The sequence below is a fragment of the Ruegeria sp. B10 genome, from assembly GCF_056539825.1.
Map to the genome: position 1 here is coordinate 413,178 of NZ_JBQFVP010000002.1, position 13,340 is coordinate 426,517.

Sequence of the window (13,340 nt, forward strand, 5' to 3'; positions counted from 1 at the left end):
GGTTAATCTATAAGCTAAACCTTAGTTTTATGAAATATAACAAATTTGTATTTATGAAAATTGCGACTACGCTTGCAGGATCGAAATTCGGCCAAACCGAATCCGACGATCCAACAAGGGAGATGATGATGAAATTTGTGAAATGTTTGACGGGACTGGCCCTAGCAGGCGCGCTTGCCGCCCCGGCACTGGCACAGGACCCAACTTTTTTCCGCATCGGCACAGGCGGCGCAGGCGGAACTTACTTCCCCATTGGCGGCACCATCGCAAACGGAATCTCCGCCCCTCCGGGTTCGCGCCCCTGCGAAGAAGGCGGCCAATGCGGCGTGCCGGGGCTGATTGCTATCGCTCAATCCACCACCGCGTCGGTGTTCAACAACGCCGCCGTTCAGAACGGAGAGCTTGAGGCCGGTCTGGCCGCAGCCGACGTCACCCGCTCGATGTATCTGGGTGAGGGTAAGTTCGAGGGTAAACCCCACCCCAACCTTCGCATCGTGGCCAACCTGTTCCCCGAAGACCTGCACTTGGTTCTGCCGGCCGGTGAAACAATCAACGACCTAAGCGATCTGGAAGGAAAGCGCGTCGGCATCGCGCAAGCCGGTTCCGGTACACAGGTTGCCGTGCTGCAGATGCTAGATGCTTGGGGCGTCAACCGTGACAATATGGATGAGGCCGAGCTGAACAACAGCCAAAGCGCCGAGCGTCTGGCTGACGGTCAGCTAGATGCCTATTTCTACGCAGCAGGCTGGCCCGTGGCTGCGATGGTGCAGCTTTCGTCAACCAAGGGCATGAACTTGCATTCCTTCAGCGACGAAGACATGGCGAAGATCAATGAGATCATCCCAGCCTATATTCCCTCAGCCATCCCGGGTGGCATTTATGAAGGTATCGACGGTGAAACCAAGACCCCGGCGGTCAGCGCAATGCTGGTGGTGTCCTCGGAACTATCCGATGAACTGGTATATGGCCTGACCAAGGCGCTGTGGAACGACAATACTCGCAAGCTGCTGGACAATGGTCACGCCAAAGGCAAGCAGATCACTCCCGATACGGCGCTGGATGGAGTCGAGGCGCTGGGTGTGCCGCTGCATCCGGGAGCCGAGAAATTCTACAAAGAAGCCGGTCTGCTTCAGTAATCGTACCTTACTGACACTTGTCGTCGGTGCCCCTGCTCGGGGCACCGCACTCTGAAATTATGCGAAATCGGGGGGCCATCATGTCCGAGACCCAGAAACTTGATGACCACGAACTGACGGCCGAGGAACTGGCTGCCATCGAAGAACAGTTCGACGAAGGTGCCGCCGTCCGGCAGGTCACGCCCACCGCGGGCAAGGTGCTGCGCGTTGTTGCCCTGATCCTTGCGTTTTACGAATTCTTCACAGCCGGTTTTGGCCTGCCCGCCGACCATTGGCACATGGGTATCTATCTGGCGCTGCTGTTTATTCTGGTCTACGCGACAATTCCGATTGTCGGCTCCAAAAACCTCTATGCGCTCAAGGTCAGCCGGTTCCGTATCGGCAACATTCCTCTGTACGACTTGGTCTTTATGGCGCTGGGGATCATCGCGGCGCTTTATGTTGGGGTCGCATGGCGCGGCATTCCGTTTCTGGGGATCGAGGAACAGACGTTCCGAATGGGCAACCCGAACACTTATGACGTGGTTTTGGGCGTAGTCATCATCCTGCTGGTTCTGGACATCGCACGCCGCACCCTGGGTTGGGTGCTGCCACTGATCATCTGTGTGTTTATCTCATACGCCCTGTTGGGCCCGTATTTTCCCGGCTTGCTGCAGCATCCGGGTGTGAACTTCAAAACCTTCGTGTCTTCGATGTATTTCCCGCAGGAAGGCATCTATGGCGTCACCCTCTGGGTCGTATCGACCATTGTGTTCCATTTCGTCCTGTTCGGCGTGATCGCGCAGCGCACCGGATTGGGGCAACTCTTCATCGACAACGCAACCATTTTGGCGGGCCGCTATACCGGCGGGCCGGCAAAAGTGTCGGTGGTATCCTCGGCGTTCTTCGGCACGATCTCGGGCTCTTCGGTGGCCAACACCGTTTCGACCGGCGCGCTGACCATTCCCAACATGAAGCGCCTTGGGTACCCCGGCCATTTTGCGGGCGGCGTCGAAGCCGCATCGTCAGCCGGAGGGCAAATCACACCGCCGATCATGGGGGCAGCGGCCTTCATCATGGCCGAGTTCCTTGAGGTGCCCTACACCACCATCGTCATCGCCGCGATCTTCCCCGCGATCCTTCACTATGTCGGCGTCTTTGCCGTGGTGCACCTGATGGCACGCAAACTGAACCTGCAAGGTTTGGCGAAAGAGCAACTGCCGCAGCTCAAGGCCGTCTGGGCCGAAGGTTGGGCCAACATCGTGCCTTTGATCGGTCTGCTGGTCGTACTGTTCACGGGATATACGCCGTTCATGTCCGCCTTCTGCGGCATTTCCCTGGCAGTGATCGCAGGCATGTCGCGCATCAAACAGCCGCCCACGCTGATCTATGCCGCGGCTTTTCTGGCCTTCGTTCTGTGGAAATTCTCGGATGGCGGGTTCGATCTGACGATGACGGCGATCCTGTGTGCCTTGTCGGTGATTGCCACGTTGAACCCGCAGAAACGCATCGAAGTACCCGAGATGCTGCAAGCGGTTGAGTTGGGAGTGAAATACTCGCTGGCCGTGGGCGCCGCTGCTGCCGCCGTCGGCATTGTCGTCGGTGTTATCAACACAACCGGCATTGGCTTTCGTATCGGGTTCATGGTCACTCAAGGCGCAGGCAATCTGGCCGCTGACCTGTACAACATGATCTCGTTTGGCAGCTGGCAGCTGTTTGCGATGGAAGACCTGCAACTGTTCATCTCGCTGGTCTTCATTGCCATTGTTTGCATCCTGATGGGCGCGGGCATCCCCACCACCGCGCTTTACATTATGCTGGTCTCTGTCGCACAGCCCGCATTGGCGCAGCTGGGTGTCCCGCCGATCGCAAGCCACCTGTTCGTACTCTACTACGGAGTGGTGTCCGAGATCACGCCGCCCGTCTGCACCTCGGCCTATGCGGCGGCAGCCATTGCAAACTCCAACCCGTTCCGAACTGGTCTATCTGCCTTTACCCTTGGGTTGGGCAAGGTGATCGCACCAATGGCCTTCGTTTATGCGCCGGTCTTATTGTTCGTGTCTTCAACCGGTTTCAACCTTTGGGAATTCACCTACACCGCCACCAGTTGTATCGCCGGGGTCATCGCCCTGTCCGCAGCTGTGGTCGGATACTGGCTGAAACCGCTGAACATTGCGTCGCGTATCCTTATGGCCATCGCGGGGGTGATCTTTGTTGCGCCCAGCCTGACCGCTGACCTGATTGCGCTTGCTGTCGCCTCGCCTGTCATTGTCAGCCAACTGATCGCGCGCAATCGCAGCCATTCCCCGGCCTGATACGATGACAGAGCAAGTGACCATCATCGGCGCAGGGATCGTCGGCATTTGTTGCGCGCTGTCGCTGCAAGAACGGGGCATACCGGTCCGTCTTATCGACCGGAGCGACCCTGGACAGGAAACCTCGTTCGGCAATGCTGGGGTTGTGTCGCCCTGGTCGATTATTCCGCAGGCCGTTCCGGGCATTTGGAAGAAGTTGCCCCAGATGCTGTTGGACCCGAAAAGCGCGCTTTCGGTCCGGGCGTCCTTCTGGCCGAAGATGATCCCGTGGGGGCTGCGTTTTCTGGGAAAGTCCGGCGAAAAGACGGTTCGCGAAATCTCAGATGCGATGGAGATTTTATGTCGTCCGTCCATTGATCTATACCGTCGACACCTGCAGGGCACGGGCCACGAAGCGCTGATCGTGGACAGTTACTACATCCACGCGTTCCGCAACCCTGAACAAGCCAAGCTGAACGACCTTGGTTATCTGATCCGCCAGGAAAAAGGCGGTGAACTGGAGCGTGTCGATGGCGCTGAATTGCGGCGCCTGGAACCCGCGCTGTCAAAAGACCTCAAGGCTGCGATTGTGATCAAAGGTCAGGCTCGCGCAACGTCTCCCGGTCGTTTGGGCGCTGTATTGGCCGAAAAAGCACGTGCGCAAGGTGCCGAGTTTGTGCGGTCCGAAGTCACCAAGCTGAGCTACACCGAAGACGGCATTTGGACGCTTGCCACGTCTCATGACACGTTGCACGCGCGCAATATTGTCCTCGCGGCCGGAGTGTGGTCTGCCGACCTGCTCAAACCCCTTGGCCTACCCGTGCCGTTGGTGGCCGAGCGGGGTTACCACGTTGAATTCCCGGTCCCTTCGGCTGTGCTGAACAACTCGGTCATGGATGTGGACGCAAAGGTTGTCGCAAGTTCGATGCAAGGCGGCCTCAGGGTTGCCGGTACAGCCGAGTTTGGCAGTGTCGATGCCCCAGCCGATCCGCGAAAAGAAAAGATACTGACCGATCAGGCAAAATCTTTGGTGCCGGACCTCGATACTGGCGAGGCAAAGTTCTGGATGGGCCGGCGCCCCTCTTTTCCCGATAGCCTGCCAGCGATTGGGCCGCTGAACGGAAAGGAAGGGCTTTTTACAGCATTCGGCCATTCTCATTACGGGCTGATGATGGCGCCAAAGACCGGAGAGCTTGTGGCGGATCTGGTGTCCGGACGCAGCCCGAATATCAATCTGGACCCGTTCTCGCTGGCCCGTTTTTAAATCCCCTATTCGAAAGGACCTGAGCACCATGCCAATTTACGAAGGTGGCCAAAATATCTGCGGGGCATCGATCGGGGTTTTATGCCTTGAAAGCTATTTTCCCAAACCGCCCGGGCACATTAAGAACCCGTCCAGCCTACCGTTCCCCGTTCTCTACGAAATGATCGACGGCATCACCGTACCGACCCTGCTAACCAACCCGACACCCGAGCTATTGGCGCCCTTTATCAAGGGCGCGCAAAGGCTTGAGGCCGAGGGCGTTCGGGCAATCACGGGAAGCTGCGGATTTCTGGCTCTATTTCAAAAGGAATTGGCTGCGGCGGTTTCCGTTCCTGTCTTTGCATCCAGCTTGATACAGGTACCTCTTGCCTTTCACATGACCGGAGCGAATGCCCCGGTGGGCGTGTTGACCGCGGATGCATCTGCCCTGACGCCGAAGCATTTCGAAGGTGTCGGCGCTGCGGGCATTCCCGTCGCGGTACAAGGGCTAGAGGACACCAGCGAATTCGCTGAGGTGATCTTGCGAAACACGCGCACCCGTATGGACACGGATCTCATTGAGGCTGAAGTCCTTGAGGCGGCGCGGCGACTTAAACGCCAAGCGCCGGACATACGGTCGCTTGTGTTGGAGTGTACCGATCTGCCGCCTTATGCGGCGCGCCTTCAGGACGAGTTGCGACTTCCCGTCTTCGATTTGACGACACTGGCGCAGATGGCGCATACCGTTGCGACGCGCAATTCCTATGTTGGCATCATGCCTTGGACCTAAAGGAACAGCAGTATCGCGCGGGACTTGGAGGATTTTAGTGTCCGTTGACCTAACCATCCTGATGGTTGCCATCGGCCTTGGCGCAATGCTGCAAGTCGGCGTCGGCATCGGGTTTAGCATCCTTGCCGGACCGCCTATGATGATCTTGCTTGGTACATCAACCGCCGTTCCAATACTGCTGCTTTTGAATACGGTCGTTTCAGCGGTCGCGACAAACCGACAGGTGCTGAAGGCCGACCGACAGACCATTCGAACGGCAATCATCGGATGCCTCATCGGAGTGGTCGCGGGCCTTGTCGTATACCCTTGGCTGAGCGAGGCGTTTGTCCTTGCCCTAACCGCCAGCCTGTTGCTGATCGGGCTTGTAACAACCTTGCTGCCCTTACGTCGCTCAATTGGAACAGCAGGGTTTTCGACCGTTTCCGGCTTGTCCGGGCTGGCGACTGTTTGGGCAGCGACGCCCGGCCCGCTAATGGTTTTCGGATTGATTGCGAAAGGACGCCCAGCCAAAGAAGTTGCCAAGTTGGTTCAACCCATTGCGCTGGTGGCATACGGCATCGCATTCCTGTTGCACAGCCTGTCCGAGACTCAAGCCTTCGCTTATGGCCCGCAGCTATGGGGCTTCGTAGCGCTCACATTGATCGGCAGCTTTTTTGGTCGTGCAGTGGGTCCCTATTTGCCTCAGACCTTGGTCACAACGGCTATCCGCGTGGTATCACTGATAGCCTGTGGCGTTCTCTTTCATCGCGCATTTGCGATCGCGTAAACTCGAAGGGCAGACGATGACAAAAGACAACAAACTGGACAGATTTCCTCGTGCCCAATTCATGTCGGGCCCAACCCCATTGGAGCGGCTGGACAGGTTGTCTTCGGAATTAGGCATCGACCTCTGGCTGAAACGCGATGACCTAACCGGGCTTGGGTTTGGCGGAAACAAAACGCGGCAGCTTGAGTTCTATTTCGGTGATGCCCTTCAGAAAGGTGCGGATACCATTCTGATCACCGGCGCAGTTCAGTCAAACTTTGTTCGGTCTGCTGCAGCCGCTGCAGCAAGACTGGGCATGCGATCCGTCCTGCAACTAGAAGAGCGTGTGTCGGATATGGGCGAGGAGTACTACAGCTCTGGGAATGTGTTGCTGGCACAAATTCTGGGTGCCGAACACATGACCTACCCCGAGGGCGAGGACGAAGTCGGTGCGGACGCTGCGTTACACGCGCGTGCCGATGAGTTGAAGGCGCAAGGGCGCAAACCTTATGTCATTCATCTGGGATTAAACCATCCGCCTTTGGGTGCTTTGGGCTACGTCGTCGCTGGACAAGAATTGTGTCAGCAGATGCCTGATATCGATGCGATTGTCGTACCCTCAGGTAGTGGAGCCACTCATGGAGGCTTGTTGACCGGAGTAGCATTGGAAGAAAACGCCGCTTCTGTGTTTGGCGTTTGCGTACGCCGGAATAGCGAAAAGCAAAGGGTCCGAATGAAAACCGTTCTGCAGAAACTGGCGGATTTGTTGGATATCGACGCAGCGCCGTTGCATGACAGGCTTAACGTCATGGACGAAGCGCTGCCTCCCGGCTACGGGAAACTCAGTGGAGGCACGCGGGCTGCATTGGACAAGATGGCTCGTACCGAAGGAATATTCCTTGATCCCGTCTATACCGCGAAAACCTTCGCTGGATTGTTGCATTTGGTAAGCGAAGGGAAAATCCAACCCGGACAGAAAGTCGTCATGGTGCACACAGGTGGGTTGCCTGCGCTCTTTGGGTACCAAAACGAGTTGGTAAGCGACCTTTCCTAGCTCCGCCCAAACCACCATGAAATTCACTAACAGGAACCACTCGAAACATGACCATTACCAGGATCGAAACCAGCCAACGCATGAGCCGGATCGTCAAACACAACGGCGTTGCCTATCTTTGCGGCCAGACATCGGACGCATCTACTGTAGGTGAACAAACACGCGACATCTTGGCTAAGGTTGAAGACCTTTTGACAAAAGCCGGCAGCGACAAGACCCGTATTCTGAAATGCGAAATTTGGCTTGCAGACATGGTAGATTTTGCTGAGATGAATGCCGTTTGGGACGCCTGGTTACCCGAAAGCCACGCTCCGGCCCGCGCCTGCGGTGAGTCCAAACTTGCCCGCAGTGTTTTGAAGGTTGAAATGATTGTGACGGCAGCCTGTGACTGAACCGCTGTCGGGAGTTTTCGAAAAATCGACGAAGCGGTATTCTAAGTATAGCAGGCATAAGTCCTCAGTTAATGCGCCGTTTCTCGCAAAAAAGTGCTACCTTTTCCTAGGTTGCGGTCCCATTGGCACCTCTAACGAGCGAGATACTCTCGTTGAACTTGAAAAAATGAGCGGCCCTTCATTCTGCGCGCCTGATCTGCAATCTCGATCTTAAGCGGCGGCCCAAGTGAAAAACGAACCGGTCGGGAGCAACAGAAGCAGACCTCAGAACTACATTGCGCCACATTCCTTCAACACGATTTCGGCTAGTTTTTGAACCGACGCCTTCGGTAACTCAATTCTGATGTAGCCGAGCGCGCAAGGCTCCCTCGATGCGGAGGTCTGGGGCGCGACACTTCGACTCAGATCGCGTTGGACGACGAGTTCTAACCAAGTCGAGAAATGCAAACTCCCACAATGGGGCAGAATAGCGGGCTGACGGCATTCCTTCCCAAAAAAAAATTAGGTTCATGAGAAAAGTGGCGGAGATGAAGTCAGTGTAGCTAAATCTGCAAGATGCTGTTAAATATATATTAAATTTGGACGCAAATGAGTTATACGCCATAGATACCACACGAAGCTCGATTTCAAGCGAGGCATAGCGAACAGTGTCACATGACGGGCTGTTGGAAAGAACACTTTGGCAGTCAATCAAGCAGAGTGCAGCAAACAACCGCTTTGAGCCCCTGTCGGCCATTGGTTGAACTTCGGCCTTTTGTTCACGCAACAGATCGCAAACATCGCATTTCAGACATTCACAGCCCGGCGTCTGATGACTTCGACGCAAGAGCCCCGTAGTGCGATTGCTTGAAAGGTCTCAGCACGACCAAACAGCTTCGCGGAAACTCTGACTTGTTTTCAACAAACTACTCGCGCAACATCTATGAACGTCCGGAACCAATTGGGAGGTTGGCATGGCGGAGCTACGCGAAATTGGTAAGACAGGGATACGGGTTCCTCGCGTCGGGTTTGGATCGACAGGGTTGGGAAGTATTCCGGAAATCTATGGGTATGAAGTTGAGGAAGACCGCGCGATTGATACAATTCGGGTAATTCTTTCGCAGCCAAATGCGTTCCTGGACACATCCCGTTGCTATGCCATGGGGCGAAGTGAAGAGCGCATAGGAAAAGTCATTCGTGAGCTTGGCGGTTGGCCGGAAGGGCGGGTACTTTCCACCAAAGTCGACCGGGATATGGAAACCGGTGCCTTTGATGCTTCTCAGGCACGTAGGTCATTCGAGGAAAGTCTTTCGGCCCTAAGCGTCGACAGCGTCGATATACTCCACGTCCATGATGTCGAATATGCAAATGACCTATCTGAGGTCAAAGGACCAGGTGGCGCGATTGAAGAGTTGTTTCGTATCAAGGAGGAAGGTATGGCAAAGGCGGTCGGAATCGCGGCGGGACGTGTCGACTTGATGATACCAATTTTGGAGGGTTGGGATTTTGACGTGGTCCTGACACACAACCGGCATACGCTGGTAAACGACAACGCGGCACCTCTGATAGAACTCGCGAAATCACGAGGCGTTTCGATATTGAATGCAGCACCTTATTCCGGAGGTGCACTTGCCCGAGGCAGCGCGATCCATCGCTTTTATGTCTATCGACCTGCAGATGATGATGTACTTGCGCCAATACGTGCTGTTGAAGAGGTATGCGGTCACTACGATGTCCCAGTCGGGGCGGTCGCGTTGCAAAACTCTTTGAAAAATGACGACATCACTTCGACCGTTTGCGGAGTGACATGGCCTCAGCATGTTCAACAGGCGATGGAATGGGCAGAGTGGTCCATCCCTGATGGTGTTTGGGAGGCCCTCGCTGATCTAGGGATATCTTCGGAGGATCCAGAGGCTTAAAGTGAAATCCCGGAGGGGCGGTATCGCCAACAAGGCGGAAGATCATTCGAGATTTGATATGGTGCTTAGGCCGATTTTCGAAAAGGAAACAGTGTCCTCAGTACCTGCCAGTCTCGGCAAGACCAAAAAGTCAAAGGGATCAATATGATTGCACTACTATTTGCGTTGTTCACATTCGCTTTGGGGCTCGCTTATTTTAAATTCGTCCGACTTTCATACGCTCTCTTCGTAGTCACGCTTTTGACGAGCGTTTATTGGCTAAAATTTCATGCAACAACGTCGCTTTCAATCCAATTGTGAGATCGTTCCATGTCACCTGAATTTGCCCGAAATATGAACGCGCTTGGTGCCCTGGCTGTCTGCCTCGTGTTGGTTCTTGCATTCTATTTTCAGCTTGTTCTTTACGAATTACCCTGTCCGCTGTGTCTATTGCAGCGTGTCGGTTTCGTGGCCGTGGGGTTTGGGCTCGGGCTAAATCTGTTATGGGGCACGCGTGCAAGGAACTACGGAATCGTCCTTGTGGCAGCAATATTCGGTATCAGCGTTTCGATCCGCCAAATCCTACTGCACATAGTGCCAGGCACCGGGCACTATGGGTCTCCGGTTCTTGGTCTGCATTTTTACACTTGGGCCGGCATAGCCTTCGGATTGATAATACTCGGGACCGCGGTGATGCTTGTCTTTGAAAAGCAATATGATCTAGCCGCGGACGTTAGGGCATCGGAACGGTTCGGTGGAAGCAAGTTGGCCAAAACCGCGTTCATGTTGATCTTAGCTTTGGGTGCCGCCAACGCAGGCTCAGCTCTATTGGAGTGTGGGCCAGGTATTTGCGACGATCCGCCAACAGACTACAAGTTTTTGGATAGGCTTGAGGAAGCCGGTGAAACTTAGGCCGAGAAGAGATCGTGTGCGCAGTTTTTCCGGTATTTTGCCTCCTAAAATCAAAGAGGAAATACAAGGGCGACCTTTGCTAAAATTATAATCGCAAGCAATTTCCAACAAGGAAACTAAAAACTGTTAACCAACTAGATGGCCATGTTTTAGGCAGTTGACTGCTTTGGGCTCGAAACAGACGCCCAACGGCATCGGTCGGATGGCTAATGCTAGGTTTTATCGGGAACTCCTCAAACGGGTCTGAAACCTCGCGTGGGTTTTGTCCGACAAACTCGAACCAGTCTCAGTGTGCCGCGGAAACCGCGAACCTATCCGGAACAATTTTGACGCCACTCGGCAAGAGCGGCAGTGCGTGTCGGCTTGAAGGTGTCCCGGCTGGTGAGCGATCGTTCCTGGTTGAAGTGATTGTAGGCGGAGGAATGGACAGACGCGAATTTCTGTAAACTTCGCAAGCGCCTGGAACGATGCATCGCGCGTTCGCGTCGTCGAAAAGGAGGGTACGAATTCTCGACGCGGTTGTTGAGCCTCTTGCCCGTCTGTTGTTTTTCGAGCGCGCCCATTTCTCTGAGCGCTGCTTTGTAGGATGCAAAACGGTCGGTCACGATCCCATCGACACAACCATGGCGTTTAATCAATTTCCTGAGGAATTTCAATGCCGCTTGCTTGTTTCGACGTTTGGCAACGATTGCTTCCAGCACTTCGCTCTCATGATCAACGGCCAGCCAGAGGTAGTGTCTCTTGCCATTCACCTTCACAAAAACCTCGTCCGCGTGCCACTTCCATTTGGAGAATGCGCGCAACTGCTGAACACGCTTCCGTCTGATCTCGACAGCAAACATCGGGCCAAACCTGTTCCACCAATAGCGGACAGTTTCGTGACTCACGTCGATGCCTCGCTCATGCAGCAGATCTTCGACACTACGTAGCGAGAGCGGGAAACAGATGTACAGCTTCACAGCAAGGCGGATGATCTCGGGACTGATTTTGAAGTACTTGAATGGCGATTGTTTAATCATGCGCGAAGGCTACGAGAGCACCCTGCCCCGCTTAAGCAAAGTTCTTCTAACACGATCATCTTAAATACGAGCGTGCCGCAGCAGGATGATGACAGCGCTCAAAACGGTTGGCTGACCACCCGCACCCTGAACCTTTGGCAAGTTTAAGTGGTCGCGCGTGGTACAAAAAACCACCCGAAGTTTGCTGATCAGACAAAAAAGTGTCCGCTTGGATCCAAGCGGACACTTCTTCAGTTCTTTTGGGACCTTACGCGATTGTGTCGTACGCGCTTGGGGCGAAAATGAAGTCGGTTTCATCCAGATCCAGGTTGAAGGCCTGCACGTAGATGCTCTGTTCTTCTCCAAGGTGAATTGTAGCACCGAACAGGGATGTTTCGATCATATCGGATAGCTCATCGAAGCCCGAGATCCCGGCACCGGACAAATCGATTGTGTCCTGTCCTTGCTGGAACCTTAGAATTTTGTCATGCCCATCGCCCAAGTTGAAGATGAACGTGTCTGCTCCAAGACCGCCAGCCAACAGGTCATTGTCGGCCCCGCCGGTGATCATGTCATCGCCCCTGCCGCCGCTTAGGTAGTCGGCCCCTTCGTCGCCGTAGAGGCTGTCATCTCCGCGCCCACCAAATACCTTGTCTTTCCCAAGACCCCCAAAACCGACATCGTCACCACGGCCCATAAGGATCTTGTCATTTCCGCCATTTCCGTCGACGAAATCATTGTCTCGTCCGGTCCGAACGTAGTCTGACTGATCGCCTTTGATCAGGAAATCAACGTCATTTGAGCCGTCGGATTGCAGCAAGTCTGCAGGTAGAAGAACTCCGTCCAGCACATGTGCAACACCGTTGCTAGCCGGAACGTCCGTCGCGATCAGATTCGGATCCGCGATGTCGGGATCCGCATCCACCAGCGTCGTGCCATCGACGCCAAGCGTGGCGCCATCCAGCAAGGTCTGGATCGAGGTTGCGTTCAGCACCTCATCTGAGCCCAATTCGCCGGGGGCCACGTGGTATTGCAGAACACTCTGCAAGAGTCCGATGGGATCGCCTCCGTTCAGAAGTGCAAGAGCTTCTACCAGGTAGTCGAACGCGCCTGCTTCATCCCCTCCCTCAAAGCCCAACGCCTGACTTAGCGCGACGAAGGCGGCATCGTTCGGAGCGAAAACAGTGAGGCTGGCATCAGGATCGTCAAGAGCTTCGACCAGGCCTGCAGCCTGAACCGCATTGAACAGGATGTCGAAATCTGTCGCATCGTCGTCGAAGACACCGCCACTTGCCGCAACGATTCCAGCAAGGGTCGGATCGGTGGGCTCGACAGGCTCATTGCCTGGGATGTCGATGGGCAGCAGGACGCGATCGATGACCTGAATGGTGCCGTTGGAAGCCGCGATGTCCGGTCCAACGATGTTGGGGTTGTCGATATCGGGTTCATTGTCGACCAGCTCAGTGCCCTCCGAGCCGAAGGTCGCACCGTCCAGCAGGGTCGTGACCTGATCCGCGGCATCGACCTCAGCCGCCGTTTTGGCACCGGGAGAGACGTGGTAGGACAGGATGTTCTGCAACAGCGGGATCGGGTCTCCGTCCGGGGCAAGATCGGTCAGCGCGCCGGCAATAAAGCCGAAGACAGCGCCTTCGTCGGTCGTGTCTCCCTCAAAACCCAGATCGACGGCCAGCTGCGTGAAGGCCGTATCGGTCGGAGCAAAGACGGTGATGTCGTCGGCATCCCGCACAAGGCCGTCCAGACCAGCTGTTTGCAGGGCCATCACAAGGATGTTGAAGTCATCCGAACCGGCCGCGATGTCCACGATGTTGGGCTCATTGCCTGGGATGTCGATGGGCAGCAGGACGCGATCGATGACCTGAATGGTGCCGTTGGAAGCCGCGATGTCCGGTCCAACGATGT

At 55.2% G+C, this 13,340-nt stretch carries 12 protein-coding genes; 10 read left to right on the plus strand and 2 right to left on the minus strand.

What is annotated here, in order from left to right; all coding sequences use genetic code 11:
* Window positions 1-128 precede the first annotated feature (128 nt).
* From ACR0J4_RS04380 to ACR0J4_RS04425, 10 genes are all read left to right on the plus strand, one after another.
* Entirely contained in the window at window positions 129-1,136 is a 1,008-nt protein-coding gene (locus ACR0J4_RS04380; protein ID WP_170642474.1) for a TAXI family TRAP transporter solute-binding subunit, read from the plus strand.
* A gap of 80 nt (window positions 1,137-1,216) precedes the next feature.
* On the plus strand, window positions 1,217-3,430 hold the full coding sequence (locus ACR0J4_RS04385) for a TRAP transporter fused permease subunit (RefSeq protein WP_170642476.1): 2,214 nt from the start codon (window positions 1,217-1,219) through the stop codon (window positions 3,428-3,430).
* A gap of 4 nt (window positions 3,431-3,434) precedes the next feature.
* Window positions 3,435-4,673 (plus strand): FAD-dependent oxidoreductase, encoded by a 1,239-nt coding sequence (locus ACR0J4_RS04390; protein WP_170642478.1) that lies wholly within the window; start codon window positions 3,435-3,437, stop codon window positions 4,671-4,673.
* 28 nt (window positions 4,674-4,701) lie between these two features.
* Window positions 4,702-5,442 carry an aspartate/glutamate racemase family protein gene (locus ACR0J4_RS04395; RefSeq protein ID WP_170642480.1) on the plus strand — a complete coding sequence of 247 codons (741 nt, stop codon included), beginning with the start codon at window positions 4,702-4,704 and terminating at the stop codon, window positions 5,440-5,442.
* Window positions 5,443-5,479: 37 nt separating this feature from the next.
* A complete protein-coding gene (locus ACR0J4_RS04400) occupies window positions 5,480-6,208 on the plus strand; it encodes a TSUP family transporter (protein ID WP_170556473.1) in 729 nt (242 codons plus the stop codon).
* A 16-nt stretch (window positions 6,209-6,224) separates the two neighbouring features.
* Window positions 6,225-7,241 (plus strand): D-cysteine desulfhydrase family protein, encoded by a 1,017-nt coding sequence (locus ACR0J4_RS04405; RefSeq protein WP_170642482.1) that lies wholly within the window; start codon window positions 6,225-6,227, stop codon window positions 7,239-7,241.
* Between the two features lie 47 nt (window positions 7,242-7,288).
* Window positions 7,289-7,633: a RidA family protein gene (locus tag ACR0J4_RS04410; RefSeq protein ID WP_170642484.1), complete on the plus strand. Its 345-nt coding sequence runs from the start codon at window positions 7,289-7,291 to the stop codon at window positions 7,631-7,633.
* Window positions 7,634-8,586: 953 nt separating this feature from the next.
* On the plus strand, window positions 8,587-9,531 hold the full coding sequence (locus ACR0J4_RS04415) for an aldo/keto reductase (RefSeq protein ID WP_170642486.1): 945 nt from the start codon (window positions 8,587-8,589) through the stop codon (window positions 9,529-9,531).
* A 144-nt stretch (window positions 9,532-9,675) separates the two neighbouring features.
* Window positions 9,676-9,831 (plus strand): DUF5993 family protein, encoded by a 156-nt coding sequence (locus ACR0J4_RS04420; RefSeq protein ID WP_480668309.1) that lies wholly within the window; start codon window positions 9,676-9,678, stop codon window positions 9,829-9,831.
* 9 nt (window positions 9,832-9,840) lie between these two features.
* Window positions 9,841-10,422, plus strand: coding sequence for a disulfide bond formation protein B (locus ACR0J4_RS04425; protein WP_170556469.1), 582 nt, complete (start codon window positions 9,841-9,843; stop codon window positions 10,420-10,422).
* Window positions 10,423-10,733: 311 nt separating this feature from the next.
* On the opposite strand, the gene ACR0J4_RS04430 is transcribed toward ACR0J4_RS04425, so the two are convergent.
* On the minus strand, window positions 10,734-11,441 hold the full coding sequence (locus ACR0J4_RS04430; RefSeq protein ID WP_170642488.1) for an IS6 family transposase: 708 nt from the start codon (window positions 11,439-11,441) through the stop codon (window positions 10,734-10,736).
* A 247-nt stretch (window positions 11,442-11,688) separates the two neighbouring features.
* A partial coding sequence (locus tag ACR0J4_RS04435) for a fasciclin domain-containing protein (RefSeq protein ID WP_480668310.1) occupies window positions 11,689-13,340 on the minus strand: 1,652 nt, incomplete at its 5' end.

Bases quoted from the DNA above. Each gene is read 5' to 3' on its own strand.
- ACR0J4_RS04390 (WP_170642478.1), top strand. From the start codon at position 3,435: ATGACAGAGCAAGTGACCATCATCGGCGCAGGGATCGTCGGCATTTGT.
- ACR0J4_RS04420 (WP_480668309.1), top strand. From the start codon at position 9,676: ATGATTGCACTACTATTTGCGTTGTTCACATTCGCTTTGGGGCTCGCT.
- ACR0J4_RS04380 (WP_170642474.1), top strand. From the start codon at position 129: ATGAAATTTGTGAAATGTTTGACGGGACTGGCCCTAGCAGGCGCGCTT.
- ACR0J4_RS04415 (WP_170642486.1), top strand. From the start codon at position 8,587: ATGGCGGAGCTACGCGAAATTGGTAAGACAGGGATACGGGTTCCTCGC.
- ACR0J4_RS04395 (WP_170642480.1), top strand. From the start codon at position 4,702: ATGCCAATTTACGAAGGTGGCCAAAATATCTGCGGGGCATCGATCGGG.
- ACR0J4_RS04405 (WP_170642482.1), top strand. From the start codon at position 6,225: ATGACAAAAGACAACAAACTGGACAGATTTCCTCGTGCCCAATTCATG.
- ACR0J4_RS04430 (WP_170642488.1), bottom strand. From the start codon at position 11,441: ATGATTAAACAATCGCCATTCAAGTACTTCAAAATCAGTCCCGAGATC.
- ACR0J4_RS04410 (WP_170642484.1), top strand. From the start codon at position 7,289: ATGACCATTACCAGGATCGAAACCAGCCAACGCATGAGCCGGATCGTC.
- ACR0J4_RS04425 (WP_170556469.1), top strand. From the start codon at position 9,841: ATGTCACCTGAATTTGCCCGAAATATGAACGCGCTTGGTGCCCTGGCT.
- ACR0J4_RS04385 (WP_170642476.1), top strand. From the start codon at position 1,217: ATGTCCGAGACCCAGAAACTTGATGACCACGAACTGACGGCCGAGGAA.